The following is a 16254-nucleotide window of genomic DNA, read 5'->3' on the forward strand; positions in this document are numbered from 1 at the left end:
CTTCTAGGCGGTCATGGGAATAAAAACCGGCGCTGGCGGGCAGCGAACCGCCACCGGCGCCGGGAGAGGGATCTTGTCACTCAGGACACAGCGGCCACTACTGACATCTCGACGAGAATTTGCGGCTCGCAGAGCTTGGCCTGGACCGTGGCCCGGGCCGGGGCGACACCCTTGGGCAACCACTGGTCCCAGACACTGTTCATGCCTTCGAAATGGGCGTCGATGTCCTTCAGGTAGATGGTTACCGACAACAACCGGGTCTTGTCGGTACCCGCCAGGTCCAGCAGGCGCTCGATATTACCCAGGGTTTCCCGGGTCTGCTGCTCGATACCGGCCTGCATGTCGTCCCCCACCTGTCCGGACAGGTAGAGCGTACCGCCGTGGACGACGATCTGACTCATGCGCTCATTAGTGAGCTGGCGCTGGATTGGCATGCTTAGCGGACTCCTGAGGGTTGCCATAACGGGAAATATCGAGACCTTCGGCACTGATCTGCGGCTTTTTCTTGGCCATCAGGTCCGCCAACAGGCGGCCCGAACCACAGGCCATGGTCCAGCCGAGGGTACCGTGGCCAGTGTTCAGGAACAGGTTGCGATACGGTGTGGCGCCAACGATCGGCGTACCGTCCGGGGTAGTGGGTCGCAGGCCGGTCCAGAAACTGGCCTGGGACAGGTCGCCGCCCTGAGGATAAAGATCGTTGACGATCATCTCCAGCGTTTCGCGCCGGCGCGGGTTCAGCGAAAGATCGAAACCGGCGATCTCGGCCATGCCACCCACCCGGATGCGGTCATCGAAACGGGTGATCGCGACCTTGTAGGTTTCGTCCAGGATGGTGGACGTCGGGGCCATCGCCGAATTGGTGATCGGCACCGTCAGCGAGTAGCCCTTGAGCGGGTAGACCGGAGCCTTGATGCCCAGCGGCTTGAGCAATTGCGGTGAATAGCTGCCCAGCGCCAGCACGTAGCGGTCGGCGGTTTCCAGCTTGCCGTCGATCCACACACCGTTGATCCGATCACCGGCAAAATCCAGGCGCTGGATGTCCTGGCCAAAACGGAACTCGACGCCCAGCTTGGTGGCCATCTCCGCCAACCGAGTGGTGAACATCTGGCAGTCGCCGGTCTGGTCGTTGGGCAAGCGCAGGGCACCGGCGAGGATATCGGTGACGCTGGCCAGGGCCGGCTCGACCCGGGCGATACCGTCGCGATCCAGCAATTCGAAAGGCACACCGGACTCCTTGAGCACGGCGATGTCCTTGGCCGCACCGTCGAGTTGTGCCTGGGTACGGAACAATTGAGTGGTGCCCAGGCTGCGGCCTTCATAGGCGATGCCGGTCTCCGCCCGCAGTTCGTCGAGGCAGTCACGGCTGTATTCGGACAAGCGCACCATGCGCTCTTTGTTCACGGCGTAGCGGCTGGCGGTGCAGTTACGCAGCATCTGCGCCATCCACAGGTATTGATCCATGCTGGTGGTGGCCTTGATCGCCAGCGGCGCATGGCGCTGCAACAGCCACTTGATGGCCTTGAGCGGAACACCCGGAGCGGCCCAGGGCGAGGCATAACCTGGCGATACCTGGCCGGCGTTGGCGAAGCTGGTTTCCATGGCAACGGCAGGCTGACGGTCCACCACGGTCACTTCGAATCCGGCTTGAGCCAGATAGTAGGCACTGGTGGTTCCGATAACGCCACTGCCCAAGACCAGAACGCGCATTTTCATATCCTCATCGCGGCTGACCGCCGCCGGTTGTTATTCGAAGCAAAGATGCGCGCAGTGTAAGAAACATCAGGCAGTGATTTTCACTATATAACCGCCTATATTTGGCGAGAATTCTCGGCAATATCGCTTTTCACGGAGGGGCATCCCCTATGAGAACCAACCACCAGACCCGCCGCGCCCTGGACAAGATCGACCGCAACATCTTGCGCATCCTGCAGGCCGACGGACGCATTTCCTTCACCGAGCTGGGGGAACGGGTCGGGCTCTCCACCACGCCCTGCACCGAACGGGTGCGGCGCCTGGAGCGCGAGGGGATCATCATGGGCTACAACGCTCGCCTCAACCCGCAGCACCTCAAGGGCAGCCTGCTGGTCTTCGTCGAGATCAGCCTGGACTACAAGTCCGGCGACACCTTCGAGGAGTTCCGCCGGGCGGTGCTCAAGCTGCCCCATGTGCTGGAGTGCCACCTGGTATCCGGCGACTTCGACTACCTGGTCAAGGCGCGGATTTCTGAAATGGCTTCGTATCGCAAGCTCCTGGGGGACATCCTGCTCAAGCTGCCCCACGTCCGCGAATCCAAGAGCTACATCGTGATGGAAGAAGTGAAGGAAAGCCTGAGCCTGCCGATTCCCGACTGAAGAGGGCTAGACCAGCACCTGGCGCTGGCTGGCCATGTAGTCGTGGATCTGCTTCTCGACCTGCGGATGGATCAGCTCCACCGGGCGCCGGCCATTGGGGCATGGCAGGCTCGGCGTGGTGCCGAACAAGCGGCAGATCAGCGGACGCTCGTCATACACCGTGCAGCCTTCGGGCCCCAGGTGCACACAGTCGAGCTCTGCCATGGCCGCGTCCTGCTCCGCCGCGGTCTTGCGTGGCAGCCGGGACATTTCTTCCGGGGACGTGGTGACCGGGCCGCAGCAGTCGTGGCAGCCGGGCACACACTCGAAGGAAGGAATCTGCTGGCGCAGGCTACGGACGATCTGGCGGTTACAGCTCATTAAAAGGCCTACAGGCGCGTGGACGGCCGTTAATTCTGCCTTAAATCCCCCCGCCAGGTCAGCGCCGACCGCCCTGCGGTTGCTCCGCCGGAAAGGCGCGGATTATCCTCCGTGCATTTTCCAGACCCGATCAGGACGACGCCCTTCATGCCCGCCAGCCTCCAGCACGCCGCCAGCGACCGGCACCCCGCCTCCTACTACGCCGCCAGCAGCCTGCCGCAACCGGACTACCCGGCCCTGAGCGGCGAGCAGATCGCAGACGTGTGCGTGGTCGGTGGCGGCTTCTCGGGGCTCAACACCGCACTGGAGCTGGCCGAACGCGGGTTCAGCGTGGTCCTCCTGGAGGCTCGCCAGATCGGCTGGGGTGCCAGTGGACGCAACGGCGGCCAACTGATTCGGGGCGTCGGTCACGGCCTGGAACAGTTCACCAAGGTAATCGGTAGCGAAGGCGTGCGGCAGATGAAACTCATGGGCCTGGAGGCGGTGGAGATCGTCCGCCAGCGCGTCGAGCGCCTCCAGATTCCCTGCGACCTGACCTGGGGTTACTGCGACCTGGCCAACAAGCCCGCCGAACTCGAGGGGTTTGCCGAAGAGGCCGAAGAACTGCGCAGCCTCGGCTATCGCCACGAGACCCGCCTGCTGCAGGCCAATGAAATGCACAGTGTGGTGGGCTCCAAGCGCTACGTCGGCGGCCTGGTCGACATGGGCTCCGGCCACCTGCATCCGTTGAACCTGGCCTTGGGCGAGGCCCAGGCCGCCGAACGGCTGGGGGTGCGCCTGTTCGAGCATTCGCAGGTGACCCGCATCGACTACGGCGCCGAGGTCAAGGTGCATGCGGCACGCGGCACGGTGCGCGCCAAGACCCTGGTGCTGGGCTGCAACGCCTACCTCAACGACCTCAACCCGCAACTGGGTGGCAAGGTCCTGCCGGCCGGCAGCTACATCATCGCCACCGAGCCCCTGAGCCCGGAACAGGCCCACGAACTATTGCCGCAGAACATGGCCGTCTGCGACCAGCGCGTAGCCCTGGACTACTACCGCCTTTCGGCCGATCGACGCCTGCTGTTCGGCGGCGCCTGCCATTACTCGGGACGCGATCCCAAGGACATTGCCGCCTATATGCGACCGAAGATGCTGGAGGTCTTTCCACAGCTGTCCGCCGTGAAGATCGACTACCAGTGGGGTGGGATGATCGGCATCGGTGCCAACCGCTTGCCGCAGATAGGCCGCCTCAAGGACCAGCCCAATGTGTATTACGCCCAGGCCTACTCCGGCCATGGAGTGAATGCCACGCACCTGGCGGGCAAGCTGCTGGGAGAAGCCATCGGCGGCCAGCACGGTGGCGGGTTCGATCTGTTCGACAAGGTGCCGCACATCACCTTCCCCGGCGGCAAGCACCTGCGCTCGCCGCTGCTGGCCCTGGGCATGCTCTGGCACCGCCTCAAAGAGCTGGCCTGATCGCCGCCCCAGGCCAGGGCACACAGGCCCTGGCCGATCGCGGTTACTGGCGCCAGAAGGGCTTGAGCCCCTCCTCTCGGGCTTCGTCGGGACTCAGGCCGACATCCCGCAACTGCTCGGCAGACAGCTCCAGCAAGGCTCTACGGGTACGCAGCCGATGCCAGTACAGACCCCAGCGGCCCAGGCAGGACGGCGCGGAGCGCGACGACGCCCTTCCTGCCGTTTGCTCCTGTTCAGCCACCAGTTCCTGACCGTGTAACGACAGCCGCACATCGCTCAAGCCGTTCATTTGCATTGCTCCTGTTGCTCAAGTTGCCATGAGCCGACATGATGCGTGGCAAGCAAAATCCAATACAGACCCAAAGCACCTGTATTAACTCCATACAGATTTCACTGAAATACGCCTGAATCCTGTATTTAGACCCTATCTGTACTGGTCATCACGGCCACCACTACGAGTCAATGCCATGACCCTCTATGTGAATCTCGCCGAACTCCTGGGCACCCGTATCGAACAGGGCTTCTATCGCCCGGGTGATCGCTTGCCGTCGGTACGCGCCCTGAGCGTCGAACATGGGGTCAGCCTGAGCACCGTGCAGCAGGCCTATCGCCTGCTGGAAGACAACGGCCTGGCGATGCCCAAGCCCAAATCCGGGTACTTCGTCCCCCACAGTCGCGAGCTGCCCGCCCTGCCCGCCGTAGGACGACCGGCGCAGCGTCCGGTGGAAATTTCCCAGTGGGACCAGGTGCTGGAACTGGTCCGCGCGGTGCCGCGCAAGGATGTCGTACAGCTGGGGCGCGGCATGCCGGACATCACCACGCCGACCATGAAGCCACTGCTGAGGGCCCTGGCCCGGCTCAGCCGGCGACAGGACATGCCCGGGCTGTATTACGACAACATCTACGGCGTGCTGGAACTGCGCGAGCAGATAGCACGGCTGATGCTCGATTCCGGCTGCCAGGTGGGGGCCAATGACCTGGTGGTCACCACCGGCTGCCACGAGGCGCTGTCCACCAGCATCCGCGCCATCTGCGAGCCCGGGGATATCGTCGCCGTGGACTCGCCGAGCTTCCACGGCGCCATGCAGACCCTCAAGGGCCTGGGCATGAAGGCCCTGGAGATCCCCACCGACCCGGTCAGCGGCATCAGCCTGGAAGCCCTGGAGCTGGCCCTGGAACAGTGGCCGATCAAGGCCATACAGTTGACCCCAAACTGCAACAACCCCATGGGCTACATCATGCCCGAGGCCCGCAAGCGAGCCCTCCTGACCCTGGCCCAGCGCTTCGACGTGGCGATCATCGAAGACGATGTGTATGGCGAGCTGGCCTACACCTACCCGCGCCCACGGACCATCAAGTCCTTCGACGAAGACGGCCGCGTCCTGCTGTGCAGCTCCTTTTCGAAAACCATGGCGCCCGGGCTGCGCATCGGCTGGGTCGCGCCGGGCCGCTACCTGGAGCGCGTGCTGCACATGAAGTACATCAGCACCGGCTCCACCGCCCCACAACCCCAGATCGCCATCGCCGAGTTCCTCAAGGCAGGACATTTCGAACCGCACCTGCGCAAAATGCGCAGCCAGTACCAGCGCAACCGCGACATGATGCTCGATTGGGTCAGTCGCTACTTCCCTGCCGGTACCCGGGCCAGCCGCCCACAAGGCAGCTTTCTGCTATGGATCGAACTTCCCGAGAGCTTCGATGCTCTGAAGCTCAACCGTGTCCTGCTGGAGCAAGGCGTACAGATCGCCGTAGGCAGCATCTTTTCGGCTTCGGGCAAGTATCGTAACTGCCTGCGGATGAACTACGCTGCCAAGCCAACCGCGCAGATCGAAGATGCGGTACGCAAAGTCGGTGCCGCGGTCATCAAGCTGCTGGAGCAATCCCAGGACTGACGCCCGGCCTTCGCCGCCACCCATGCCAACCGTGCCGTCATGCGAGATACCCCCACTTGAGCCCTAAACAGGCACTTCCCCTGCTCCTGCTGCTGGGCCTCCTGGCTGGCTGCGCCACCTCGCAGGTGCCGTACCGGCCCAGCCAGGTCCTGCCTGCCAATGACTCGGGCTTCGCCCAGTCGATCCGCGACCAGGCCGCCGCCCACCAGGGGCGCTCTGGCTTTCGCCTGCTTCCCAACAGCACCGAGGCCTTCATGGCCCGCGCCGAGCTGATCCGCAACGCGCAAAGCAGCCTCGACTTGCAGTACTACATCGTCCATGACGGCATCAGCACGCGGATGCTGGTGGACGAATTGCTCCAGGCCGCCGACCGTGGCGTGCGCATACGCATCCTGCTGGACGACACCACCAGCGACGGCCTGGACCAGATCATCGCCACCCTGGCCGCCCATCCACAGATCCAGATCCGCCTGTTCAACCCACTGCACCTGGGGCGCAGCACCGGCCTCACCCGGACCATGGGCCGCCTGTTCAACCTCTCGCAACAACACCGGCGGATGCACAACAAGCTATGGCTGGCCGATAACAGCGCGGCCATCGTCGGCGGACGCAACCTTGGAGACGAGTACTTCGACGCCGAGCCGAACCTGAACTTCACCGATATCGACATGCTCAGCATGGGGCCGGTGGCCGAACAGCTAGGCCACAGTTTCGACCAGTACTGGAACAGCGCCCTGAGCCGGCCGGTGGAAGAGTTCCTGTCCCATGCGCCCTCGGCAGACGACCTGCGCAACACTCGCCTGCGCCTGGAGGAATCACTGCAGGACAGTCGTCGGCAAAACCAGGCCCTGTACCGCCAACTGATGACCTACCAGCGCCACCCCCGCATGCAGACCTGGCGCAAGGAACTGATCTGGGCCTGGAACCAAGCCCTGTGGGACGCTCCCACCAAGGTACTGGCCAAGGGCGACCCCGATCCGCACCTGCTGCTGACCACCCAGCTGGCACCGGAGCTCAAGGGTGTCAGCAAGGAACTGATCATGGTCTCGGCCTACTTCGTCCCCGGCCAGCCCGGGCTGGTGTACCTGACTGGGCGTGCCGACGCCGGGGTCTCGGTGAGCCTCCTGACCAACTCCCTGGAGGCGACCGACGTCCCCGTGGTCCATGGCGGCTACGCGCCCTATCGCAAGGCGCTGCTGGAGCACGGGGTGAAACTCTATGAACTGCGCCGTCAGCCCGGAGAGCGTGGCGGCAGCGGCCCACGACTGTTCCATGGCGTGCTGCATGGCTCCGACTCCAGCCTGCACAGCAAGGCGATGATCTTCGACCAGCGCAAGAGCTTCATCGGCTCATTCAATTTCGACCCGCGCTCGGTGCTGTGGAACACCGAGGTCGGGGTGCTGGTGGACAGCCCGGAGCTGGCCGGCCACGTCCGCGACCTGGCCCAGCAAGGGATGGCGCCGAGCCTGAGCTACGAGGTCAAGCTGGAAGACGGCAAGCTGACCTGGGTCACCGAGGACCAGGGCCGGCTGCACAGCCTGGATCACGAACCCGGCAACTGGTGGCGTCGGATCAATGCCTGGCTGAGCACCCGCATCGGCCTGGAACGCATGCTCTAGCCACTACGACGGCTGGGCCTGGGGACTGCCGAAGGCGCCTTGTCGCAGCAGCAGGAGCAACAGCCCGAAGGCACCCGCCGCCACCAGCAGCATCATGGCATGGCCACTGACCCACTGGCTGCCCGCCCCCGCCACCAGCGGGCCGATCAGGCAGCCAATGCCCCAGAGCTGGGCCACATGGGCATTGGCCCGAACCAGGGCGTCGTCACGATAGCGTTCACCGATCAGGATCAACGAAAGGGTGAACAAACCTCCCGCGCTGGCCCCGAACAGCACCCACAGCGGCCAGATCAGCCAGCGGCTATCCAGTAGCAGGGGAATGGCCAGGCTGGAGCACAGCAGGACCACCACGCAGCCGGTGAACAAGCCACGCCGCGACACTCGATCGGCCAGGGCCCCGACGGGCAACTGCAGCAGGGCGTCGCCCACCACCACGGTACTGACCATGGCCAGGGCGATGTCCTGGCTGAAACCCTGGCTCAGGCAATACACCGGCAACAGGGTGAGAATCAGCGCTTCGAAGGTCGCGAACAGCGCCACTGCCCAGCCAATTGCCGGCAGCGTCTGGCAAAAGCGCCAGAGATCCACCAGGGTCACGCTGCATGATTCTGTGGCCGGTGCGCCGCTGCGACCCAGCAGGAGCAAGGGCGCCACCGCCAGCAAGCCCACCGACACCCAGAAGCCGTAGTCATGCTCGGTACCCAGCACGCCCAACAACAAGGGACCGGCCAGCTGGCTCAAGGCATAGCTGCTGCCATAGAGCGCGACCAGGCGCCCGCGCCATTGCTCCACCACCAGTTGGTTGATCCAGCTTTCCCCGAGCACGAAGATGATGGTCAGCACCATGCCCAGGACCAGGCGCAACACCAGCCATACCGGGTAGCTGGGTAGCAGCGCCAGCAGGCCGATGGACAAGGCTCCTGCCCACAAGCACAGGCGCATCAGGTTGGCGGTACCAAGACGAGCCGCCAGGCGACTGGAAACCTTCGCGCCGAGCAGCACCCCGATAGCCGGCATCGCCGCTACCACGCCAATGGCAAAAGGCCCATAGCCCCAGCCTTCCAACCGGAAGGACACCAGCGGCATGGTCATGCCCAGGGCCAGCCCTACGCTCAGGACGGCGGACAAAACGGCGAAATAGGTCGCCCAACGCATTTCCACGCTCCTGTGGATCATTGTTCTGCAAGGCATAGACAACACAGCCGGACTCCCCATGCGGAGAGTCCGGCTGCGCTGCGATCGATCGCCCCTTGAGGGGCGGGCTTACTGGCGAGGATTCAGAGCTTGATCCAGGTCGCCTTCAGCTCGGTGTACTTGTCGAAGGCATGCAGCGACTTGTCACGACCGTTGCCCGATTGCTTGAAGCCACCGAACGGCGCAGTCATGTCGCCACCGTCGTACTGGTTGACCCAGACACTACCGGCGCGCAAGGCACGAGCGGTCTGGTGGGCCTTGGAGATATTCGCGGTCCACACTGCGGCGGCCAACCCGTAAGGGGTATCGTTGGCGATCTGGATCGCCTCCTCCACCGTATCGAAGGCAATGACCGACAGCACCGGACCGAAGATTTCTTCCTGGGCGATCTTCATCGCATTGCTGACACCGTCGAAGATCGTCGGCTCGACATAGGTGCCGCCGGTTTCTTCCAGGGTGCGCTTGCCACCGACCACCAGCTTGGCACCATCGGCATGACCGGCCTCGATGTAGGACAGCACGGTGTTCATCTGCTGGGTATCCACCAGCGCCCCGACATTGGTGGCCGGGTCCAGCGGGTTGCCCGGTTTCCAGCCCTTGAGGGCGTCGATTACCAGCGGCAGGAATTTGTCCTTGATGGAGCGCTCCACCAGCAGGCGGGAACCTGCGGTGCAGACTTCGCCCTGGTTGAAGGCGATGGCGCTGGCTGCCGACTCGGCGGCGGCCTGCAGGTCCGGGGCATCGGCGAACACGATGTTCGGGCTCTTGCCGCCCGCCTCGAGCCAGACGCGCTTCATGTTCGACTCGCCGGAGTAAACCAGCAGTTGCTTGGCGATCTTGGTGGAGCCGGTGAAAACCAGGGTATCCACGTCCATGTGCAGGGCCAGGGCTTTGCCGACGGTATGGCCGTAGCCTGGCAGCACGTTGAACACGCCGGCGGGAATCCCGGCTTCCACCGCCAGGGCGGCAATGCGGATCGCCGTCAGCGGTGACTTTTCCGACGGCTTGAGGATTATCGAGTTACCGGTGGACAGCGCAGGTCCCAGCTTCCAGCAGGCCATCATCAACGGGAAGTTCCACGGCACGATAGCGGCGACTACGCCCACCGGCTCGCGGGTGACCAGGCCCAGCTGATCATGGGGGGTTGCGGCGACTTCGTCATAGATCTTGTCGATGGCCTCGCCGCTCCAGCTCAGGGCCTGCGCCGCGCCGGGGACATCGATCTCCAGGGAGTCGGTGATGGGCTTGCCCATGTCCAGGGTCTCCAGGAGGGCCAGCTCCTGGGCATGTTGCTTGAGCAAACCGGCGAAACGGATCATCACCGACTTGCGCTTGGCCGGGGCCAGGCGTGACCAGACACCGGAGTTGAAGGTGGCGCGGGCGTTTTCCACTGCGCGCTGGGCGTCTGCCGCATCGCAGCTGGCGATGGTGGCCAGCACACGGCCGTCGACTGGGCTGATGCATTCGAACGTTTGATTGGAAGCGGATGCGGTGTATTCACCATTGATGTACGCGCGGCCTTCGATCTTCAGTTCACGGGCGCGTTGTTCCCAGTCGGCACGAGTCAGGGTGGTCATGCGAGTAGCCTCCTCTTATTTTGGATGCAAGCGCCGCGCATATGGCGCTGGCACTCTTGAAGAATTCTGCCCGGCCAGCCTGTTTTCGGCCCAAGGCACCCGCCACCCTAAACCAGCGGGACCTGCACTTTCAATATATTTGACAGAGCCCCGGCAAAGCGGATTGCTATGTGCATTTTAATAAACATAGACTCTGCCCTTCATAGCCACTCGCGCCGCAATCACGGGGGAATACAAGAATGAGCATCCACAACGTCGTCGACTTCAGCCAGGCCAACACCGAGGTCGAACGCTACCGGCCCGCCGCACAAAAAATCCTCAAGGGCGACCCCGAGCAAGCGGTGCTCAACCACTACGCCAGCCCCTGCGGCCAACTCAATGCAGGAGTCTGGGAAGGCGCCGTGGGCCAGTGGACGGTGGACTTCACCGAGCATGAGTACTGCGAGATCCTGCAGGGCGTATCGGTACTGCGCGACAGCGACGGCAATGCCAAGACCCTGCGCGCCGGCGATCGGTTCGTGATTCCGGCCGGCTTCAAGGGCACCTGGGAAGTGCTGGAGCCCTGCCGCAAGGTCTACGTGGCCTTCGAACAGAAAGCCTGAATCGCAGGCACAAAAAAACCCGCTTGAAGGCGGGTTTTTTTGTCAGAAGAAAAATCAATTACTTGATTTTGCCTTCTTTGTAGATCACGTGCTTACGAACAACCGGATCGTATTTCTTGATCTCGATTTTGTCCGGAGTAGTACGCTTGTTCTTGTCGGTAGTGTAGAAGTGACCAGTACCGGCGCTCGAGATCAAACGAATCAATTCACGCATGATTAGCTCCCTTAAACCTTGCCGCCATCGCGACGGATGTCGACCAGAACGGCGTCGATACCGCGCTTGTCGATGATACGCATGCCTTTGGCAGATACGCGCAGACGCACGAAACGTTTCTCGGACTCAACCCAGAAGCGGTGATGCTGCAGGTTCGGCAGGAAACGACGACGGGTTTTGTTGTTTGCGTGGGAAATGTTATTCCCAGTCACCGGACCCTTACCGGTAACTTGACAGACTCTAGACATGCCTCAGCCCTCTAAAACCACATGCCCAACCCGGCATGGGTTGGCCGCTTAATCTCTCAGTCATTTGGCGCCAGGCGCCGCGTTTCTTTAGGGTCTTACCGGCTACACCTACAAGTGCAAGGAACCGGGCCCCTAGAAAAGAGCGCTGCTTTATACCAGAAAGACCCAATAGCAACAACAGCCGTGGTGTTCTGGATGACGAAAAGTCCTGAATTTCTTGCGCCGGACGCTTGCGGCAAAGGCTACCGCATAAAACTACCGCTCGTCGCTGAATAGTTTTCAGCATCCTCCAGCCCATCACCAAACCGGATCACCGGCGATACAACGCCTCCTGGAAGACCTTTCCGGCACAGCCAAAAGGCCTCGCGCGATCGCCTGGCCGCGGTCCTTGCACGACTGCGAACGACAGGGATCGGTGGCGGATGCAAAAGGAGATAGTCATTTCTCCACGAGGCCACTAGGGTAAGGCCATTCCAGACTGCACTCGCAGATGGGCTTTCGATCTGCACAAGGAACCCGACCATGCGTCTCGCCGCCCTCCCGCTCCTGCTCGCCCCTCTCCTGAGCCCACTGGCCCAGGCCGCCGCGCTGAGCGTCTGTACCGAAGCCAGCCCGGAAGGCTTCGACGTGGTGCAATACAACTCGCTGACCACCACCAATGCTTCCGCCGACGTATTGATGAACCGCCTGGTGGAATTCGATGCCAGCAGCGGCAAGGTGGTCCCCAGCCTGGCCGACAGCTGGGAGATTTCCAGCGACGGCCTGACCTACGTGTTCAGGCTGCATCCAAAAGTGAAGTTCCATCGCACCGACTACTTCACCCCCAGCCGCGAACTCACCGCCGAGGACGTCAAGTTCAGCTTCGAACGGATGCTCGATCCGGCACAGCCGTGGCATCAGGTCGCCCAGAGCGGTTTTCCCCATGCGCAATCGCTGCAACTGCCCGGCCTGATCAGGAAGATCGACGCCCTGGACCCGCTGACGGTACGTTTCACCCTGGATCACGCCGACTCGACCTTCCTCGCCACCCTGAGCATGGGCTTTGCCTCTATCTATTCGGCCGAGTACGCCGACCAGTTGCTCAAGGCCGCCAGCCCAGAGAAACTCAACAGCCAGCCCATCGGCACCGGCCCATTCATCTTCAGCCGGTTCCAGAAGGATGCGGCGATCCGCTACAGGGCCAACCGCGACTACTTTGCCGGCAAGCCCACCGTGGATTCGCTGATCTTCGCCATCACCCCGGATGCCAATGTGCGCCTGCAGAAACTGCGGCGCAACGAATGCCAGATCGCCTTGTCGCCAAAACCCCTGGACGTCCAGGCCGCCAGTACCGACCCGACCCTCAAGATAGAGCACACCGCTGCGTTCATGACGGCTTTCGTTGCTATCAATAGCCAGCACCCGCCCCTGGACAAACCCGAAGTACGCCAGGCGATCAACCTGGCATTCGACAAGGCCAATTACCTCAAGGCGGTATTCGAAGGCACCGGCGAAGCGGCCAATGGTCCCTATCCGCCTAATACCTGGAGCTACGCCAAAGAGCTGCCCGGCTACGCCTTCGATCCAGAGAAGGCTCGCCAACTGCTGGCCAAGGCCGGCCTGAAGAGTGGGTTCCAGACCACTATCTGGACTCGCCCCTCTGGCAGCCTGCTCAACCCCAACCCGAGCCTGGGCGCGCAAATGCTGCAATCGGACCTGGCACAAGTGGGGATCCAGGCGGAAATCCGCGTGATCGAATGGGGCGAGTTGATCCGCCGGGCCAAGGCCGGCGAGCACGACCTGCTGTTCATGGGCTGGGCCGGCGACAACGGCGACCCGGATAACTTCCTTTCGCCACAGTTCACCTGCGCGGCAGTCAAATCCGGCACCAACTTCGCCCGCTATTGCGACCAGAACCTGGACAAGTTGATCACCGCCGGCAAGACCACCAGCGAACAGGGCGTACGCAGCAAGCTGTACCAGCAGGCCCAGATCCAGATCCAGCAGCAGGCACTGTGGCTGCCCCTGGCCCACCCAACCGCCCTTGCCCTGACCCGCAAGCAGGTCCAGGGTTATCAGGTGAGCCCGTTCGGCCGACAGGATTACTCCAAGATCAGCCTCCAGTGACTCCAGTCCGCCAGCGGCAGGCCCCTCAGCCCCGGGCTTGCCGCGCGGCTAGAGCCAGCCGTATTCGGCCATCGACAATGGATCGCCCTCACCGACGATGAAATGGTCCAGCACCCGCACATCGATAAGCTCCAGCGCCTGCTGCAAGCGCCGGGTCACGACCCGGTCGGCAGGGCTGGGGTCGGAGATACCCGACGGATGGTTGTGGCAAAGAATCACGGCTGCCGCGTTGTGAGCCAGGGTGCGCTTGAGCACTTGTCGCGGATACACCGTCGTGCTGTCGATCGAACCCTGGAACAGGATTTCGAAAGCCAGGACCCGATGCCTGGTATCCAGGAACAGGCAACCGAATACTTCATGGGGCTCGTGCCTCAGCACCGACTTCAGGTAGTCGCGGACCACCAGCGGGTTCTCCAGTGCAGACTGCCGGTGCAGCTTCTCTGCCAAATGCCTTCGCGCCATCTCCAGCACGGCCTGTAACAAGGCATATTTGGCCGGCCCAAGCCCCAGCTGGCGAGTGAAGGTCCACTGGTCGGCCTCCAACAGGCTACGCAAGCTGCCAAAGCGCTGTAACAAATGCCGCGCCAGGTCGACCGCGCTTTTACCCGCGACCCCGGTACGCAGGAAGATCGCCAGTAACTCGGCATCGGAAAGACTGACCGCACCTTGCTCCAGAAGCCTTTCCCGCGGGCGCTCCGCCGCGGGCCAATCACGAATGCTCATCACACCTCCCTGTGCATGGCGCCGCTGTTCCACAGCAGACGCTGTGCTATCTTAGCCCCCTCTTTTTTGCGTGGTATTTCACCTGGGGAGGGGGCATGCCACGCAACAATCATTGAACGGAAAGACAGGCTTATGCAGCGGCTGTATCGCAAACGCATCGTGCTCGGCATCGGTGGCGGCATTGCCGCCTACAAGAGCGCGGAGCTGGTTCGCCGACTCCTCGACCAGGGCGCCGAAGTGCGCGTGGTCATGACCCGGGGCGGCAGTGAATTCATCACACCACTGACCCTGCAGGCCCTCTCCGGGCACCCGGTCCACCTTGACCTGCTGGACCCGGCGGCCGAAGCCGCCATGGGACACATCGAGCTGGCCAAGTGGGCCGATCTCGTCCTGATCGCCCCCGCCACGGCCGACCTGATCGCTCGCCTGGCCCAGGGCATGGCCGACGACCTGCTGACCACCCTGGTCCTGGCCACCGACGCCACCGTGGCCATCGCCCCGGCGATGAACCAGGCCATGTGGCGCGACCCCGCCACCCAAGCCAACACCCAGCTCCTGCAAAGTCGCGGCCTGCGGGTGTTCGGCCCGGCCTCCGGGAGCCAGGCCTGTGGCGATGTCGGCCTAGGCCGCATGCTCGAGGCCAACGACCTCGCACTCTGCGCTGCCGACTGCTTCCAACACCTGGCACTAACCGGCAAGCATGTACTGATCACTGCTGGTCCGACCCAGGAAAATATCGATCCGGTGCGCTACATCACCAACCATAGTTCAGGAAAAATGGGCTTCGCGCTGGCCGAGGCCGCTGTCGAAGCCGGTGCCCGAGTGACCTTGATCACCGGACCGGTCCACCTGCCCACCCCCGACAGGGTCACGCGGATCGACGTTGTCAGCGCTCGCGACATGCTCGCAGCCTGCGAGGCGGCCATCCCGTGCGATGTTTTCATCGCCTCTGCGGCGGTCGCGGATTACCGCCCAGAAGTCGTCGCCCCACAAAAATTGAAGAAAGACCCTACGAACGGCGATGGCCTACTACTACGAATGGTGCGCAATCCAGACATCCTGGCCACCATCGCCACCCGTCCGGACCGCCCGTTCAGTGTCGGCTTCGCCGCCGAGACCGAACACCTGCTCGACTACGCTGCACGCAAACTGAAGGACAAGAACCTCGACCTGATCGTCGCCAACGACGTGGCCAACCCGAGCATTGGCTTCAACAGTGAGGAAAACGCCTGCAGCGTGATTGACCGAGAGTTGCACGCAACCCTCTTCGCCCAGACCAGCAAAGGCAAGATTGCCCGCCAGCTGATCTCTTTCATCGCCGAACGGCTGAACCAGGTTTAACTCGCATGCACGCTTTACAAGCCAAGATCCTCGACCCACGCATCGGCAACGAATTCCCCCTGCCGCAGTACGCCACGCCAGGCTCCGCCGGCCTCGACCTGCGCGCCATGCTCAAGGAAGACACCGTACTGGAACCGGGCCAGACCTTGCTGATCCCTACTGGCCTGTCGGTGTACATCGGCGACCCGGGCCTGGCCGCCCTGATCCTGCCCCGCTCCGGCCTGGGCCACAAACACGGCATCGTACTGGGTAACCTCGTGGGCCTGATCGATTCGGACTACCAGGGCGAGTTGATGGTGTCCTGCTGGAACCGCGGCCAGAGCGCCTTCAACATCGCTGTCGGCGAACGCATCGCCCAACTGGTACTGGTACCTGTGGTCCAGGCCCATTTCGAGGTGGTCGAGGCATTTGACGAAAGCCAGCGCGGCGCCGGCGGCTTTGGCCATTCCGGCAGCCACTGATACAAGCCGCAGGCCGGGCCTCCTGCCCGGCCCGCGCCTCCACCAGGGAAGTTTCAGGATGAACGGTCGCCGGTTATCGCTGGCGACTTCGCGCCCTGCCCGCTCCAG

At 63.0% G+C, this 16254-nt stretch carries 17 protein-coding genes; 8 read left to right on the top strand and 9 right to left on the bottom strand.

Annotated features, from left to right (window positions below; all coding sequences use genetic code 11):
* Window positions 1-80 precede the first annotated feature (80 nt).
* Window positions 81-434: a RidA family protein gene (locus I9018_RS31560; RefSeq protein WP_068577707.1), complete on the bottom strand. Its 354-nt coding sequence runs from the start codon at window positions 432-434 to the stop codon at window positions 81-83.
* A complete protein-coding gene (gene dadA / locus I9018_RS31565; protein ID WP_068577706.1) occupies window positions 409-1707 on the bottom strand; it encodes a D-amino acid dehydrogenase in 1299 nt (432 codons plus the stop codon). Before dadA ends, I9018_RS31560 begins: the two co-directional genes overlap by 26 nt.
* A gap of 155 nt (window positions 1708-1862) precedes the next feature.
* Between dadA and I9018_RS31570 the strand changes: the two genes are divergently transcribed.
* Entirely contained in the window at window positions 1863-2351 is a 489-nt protein-coding gene (locus I9018_RS31570; protein ID WP_011064210.1) for an Lrp/AsnC ligand binding domain-containing protein, read from the top strand.
* 6 nt (window positions 2352-2357) lie between these two features.
* On the opposite strand, the gene I9018_RS31575 is transcribed toward I9018_RS31570, so the two are convergent.
* The gene (locus tag I9018_RS31575) at window positions 2358-2711 is read right to left on the bottom strand and encodes a YkgJ family cysteine cluster protein (RefSeq protein WP_068577704.1); all 354 of its coding nucleotides are present in this window, start codon (window positions 2709-2711) and stop codon (window positions 2358-2360) included.
* 147 nt (window positions 2712-2858) lie between these two features.
* Between I9018_RS31575 and I9018_RS31580 the strand changes: the two genes are divergently transcribed.
* Window positions 2859-4169, top strand: coding sequence for an FAD-binding oxidoreductase (locus I9018_RS31580; RefSeq protein WP_241108335.1), 1311 nt, complete (start codon window positions 2859-2861; stop codon window positions 4167-4169).
* A gap of 43 nt (window positions 4170-4212) precedes the next feature.
* Here I9018_RS31580 and I9018_RS31585 read toward each other — a convergent pair whose 3' ends face one another.
* On the bottom strand, window positions 4213-4458 hold the full coding sequence (locus I9018_RS31585) for a DUF1127 domain-containing protein (RefSeq protein ID WP_068577701.1): 246 nt from the start codon (window positions 4456-4458) through the stop codon (window positions 4213-4215).
* A gap of 178 nt (window positions 4459-4636) precedes the next feature.
* On the opposite strand from I9018_RS31585, the gene I9018_RS31590 reads away from it, so the two are divergent.
* Window positions 4637-6061, top strand: coding sequence for a PLP-dependent aminotransferase family protein (locus tag I9018_RS31590; protein WP_241108336.1), 1425 nt, complete (start codon window positions 4637-4639; stop codon window positions 6059-6061).
* Between the two features lie 56 nt (window positions 6062-6117).
* Entirely contained in the window at window positions 6118-7680 is a 1563-nt protein-coding gene (locus tag I9018_RS31595) for a phospholipase D family protein (protein ID WP_241108337.1), read from the top strand.
* Window positions 7681-7683: 3 nt separating this feature from the next.
* On the opposite strand, the gene I9018_RS31600 is transcribed toward I9018_RS31595, so the two are convergent.
* On the bottom strand, window positions 7684-8835 hold the full coding sequence (locus I9018_RS31600; RefSeq protein ID WP_241108338.1) for an MFS transporter: 1152 nt from the start codon (window positions 8833-8835) through the stop codon (window positions 7684-7686).
* 122 nt (window positions 8836-8957) lie between these two features.
* On the bottom strand, window positions 8958-10451 hold the full coding sequence (locus I9018_RS31605; protein WP_068577690.1) for an aldehyde dehydrogenase: 1494 nt from the start codon (window positions 10449-10451) through the stop codon (window positions 8958-8960).
* 239 nt (window positions 10452-10690) lie between these two features.
* Between I9018_RS31605 and I9018_RS31610 the strand changes: the two genes are divergently transcribed.
* Window positions 10691-11053, top strand: coding sequence for a cupin domain-containing protein (locus tag I9018_RS31610; protein ID WP_068577689.1), 363 nt, complete (start codon window positions 10691-10693; stop codon window positions 11051-11053).
* Between the two features lie 58 nt (window positions 11054-11111).
* Here I9018_RS31610 and rpmG read toward each other — a convergent pair whose 3' ends face one another.
* Both rpmG and rpmB read right to left on the bottom strand, forming a co-directional pair.
* On the bottom strand, window positions 11112-11267 hold the full coding sequence (gene rpmG / locus I9018_RS31615; protein ID WP_003177274.1) for a 50S ribosomal protein L33: 156 nt from the start codon (window positions 11265-11267) through the stop codon (window positions 11112-11114).
* A gap of 11 nt (window positions 11268-11278) precedes the next feature.
* Window positions 11279-11515: a 50S ribosomal protein L28 gene (gene rpmB / locus I9018_RS31620; RefSeq protein ID WP_031320695.1), complete on the bottom strand. Its 237-nt coding sequence runs from the start codon at window positions 11513-11515 to the stop codon at window positions 11279-11281.
* Window positions 11516-12037: 522 nt separating this feature from the next.
* Between rpmB and I9018_RS31625 the strand changes: the two genes are divergently transcribed.
* Window positions 12038-13621 carry an ABC transporter substrate-binding protein gene (locus tag I9018_RS31625; protein WP_241108339.1) on the top strand — a complete coding sequence of 528 codons (1584 nt, stop codon included), beginning with the start codon at window positions 12038-12040 and terminating at the stop codon, window positions 13619-13621.
* A gap of 48 nt (window positions 13622-13669) precedes the next feature.
* Here the strand turns inward: I9018_RS31625 and radC are convergent, their stop codons facing one another.
* Entirely contained in the window at window positions 13670-14344 is a 675-nt protein-coding gene (gene radC, locus I9018_RS31630) for a DNA repair protein RadC (RefSeq protein ID WP_241108340.1), read from the bottom strand.
* Window positions 14345-14476: 132 nt separating this feature from the next.
* Between radC and coaBC the strand changes: the two genes are divergently transcribed.
* Together coaBC and dut are read left to right on the top strand one after the other, a co-directional pair.
* Window positions 14477-15685, top strand: a complete 1209-nt coding sequence (gene coaBC, locus I9018_RS31635; RefSeq protein WP_068577683.1) for a bifunctional phosphopantothenoylcysteine decarboxylase/phosphopantothenate--cysteine ligase CoaBC — start codon at window positions 14477-14479, stop codon at window positions 15683-15685.
* Window positions 15686-15690: 5 nt separating this feature from the next.
* The gene (dut, locus tag I9018_RS31640; RefSeq protein WP_068577681.1) at window positions 15691-16146 is read left to right on the top strand and encodes a dUTP diphosphatase; all 456 of its coding nucleotides are present in this window, start codon (window positions 15691-15693) and stop codon (window positions 16144-16146) included.
* The last annotated feature ends 108 nt before the right edge of the window (window positions 16147-16254 follow it).

Origin of the sequence: Pseudomonas sp. MPFS (assembly GCF_022537035.1) — a bacterium.
Lineage (GTDB): Bacteria > Pseudomonadota > Gammaproteobacteria > Pseudomonadales > Pseudomonadaceae > Aquipseudomonas > Aquipseudomonas sessilinigenes.

Excerpts from the sequence above, each read along its gene's own strand:
- I9018_RS31580 (WP_241108335.1), top strand. The coding sequence starts at position 2,859 with ATGCCCGCCAGCCTCCAGCACGCCGCCAGCGACCGGCACCCCGCCTCC.
- I9018_RS31570 (WP_011064210.1), top strand. The coding sequence starts at position 1,863 with ATGAGAACCAACCACCAGACCCGCCGCGCCCTGGACAAGATCGACCGC.
- dut (WP_068577681.1), top strand. The coding sequence starts at position 15,691 with ATGCACGCTTTACAAGCCAAGATCCTCGACCCACGCATCGGCAACGAA.
- I9018_RS31590 (WP_241108336.1), top strand. The coding sequence starts at position 4,637 with ATGACCCTCTATGTGAATCTCGCCGAACTCCTGGGCACCCGTATCGAA.
- I9018_RS31575 (WP_068577704.1), bottom strand. The coding sequence starts at position 2,711 with ATGAGCTGTAACCGCCAGATCGTCCGTAGCCTGCGCCAGCAGATTCCT.
- rpmG (WP_003177274.1), bottom strand. The coding sequence starts at position 11,267 with ATGCGTGAATTGATTCGTTTGATCTCGAGCGCCGGTACTGGTCACTTC.
- dadA (WP_068577706.1), bottom strand. The coding sequence starts at position 1,707 with ATGCGCGTTCTGGTCTTGGGCAGTGGCGTTATCGGAACCACCAGTGCC.
- I9018_RS31600 (WP_241108338.1), bottom strand. The coding sequence starts at position 8,835 with ATGCGTTGGGCGACCTATTTCGCCGTTTTGTCCGCCGTCCTGAGCGTA.
- coaBC (WP_068577683.1), top strand. The coding sequence starts at position 14,477 with ATGCAGCGGCTGTATCGCAAACGCATCGTGCTCGGCATCGGTGGCGGC.
- I9018_RS31560 (WP_068577707.1), bottom strand. The coding sequence starts at position 434 with ATGCCAATCCAGCGCCAGCTCACTAATGAGCGCATGAGTCAGATCGTC.
- I9018_RS31605 (WP_068577690.1), bottom strand. The coding sequence starts at position 10,451 with ATGACCACCCTGACTCGTGCCGACTGGGAACAACGCGCCCGTGAACTG.
- I9018_RS31625 (WP_241108339.1), top strand. The coding sequence starts at position 12,038 with ATGCGTCTCGCCGCCCTCCCGCTCCTGCTCGCCCCTCTCCTGAGCCCA.
- I9018_RS31610 (WP_068577689.1), top strand. The coding sequence starts at position 10,691 with ATGAGCATCCACAACGTCGTCGACTTCAGCCAGGCCAACACCGAGGTC.
- rpmB (WP_031320695.1), bottom strand. The coding sequence starts at position 11,515 with ATGTCTAGAGTCTGTCAAGTTACCGGTAAGGGTCCGGTGACTGGGAAT.
- I9018_RS31585 (WP_068577701.1), bottom strand. The coding sequence starts at position 4,458 with ATGAACGGCTTGAGCGATGTGCGGCTGTCGTTACACGGTCAGGAACTG.
- radC (WP_241108340.1), bottom strand. The coding sequence starts at position 14,344 with ATGAGCATTCGTGATTGGCCCGCGGCGGAGCGCCCGCGGGAAAGGCTT.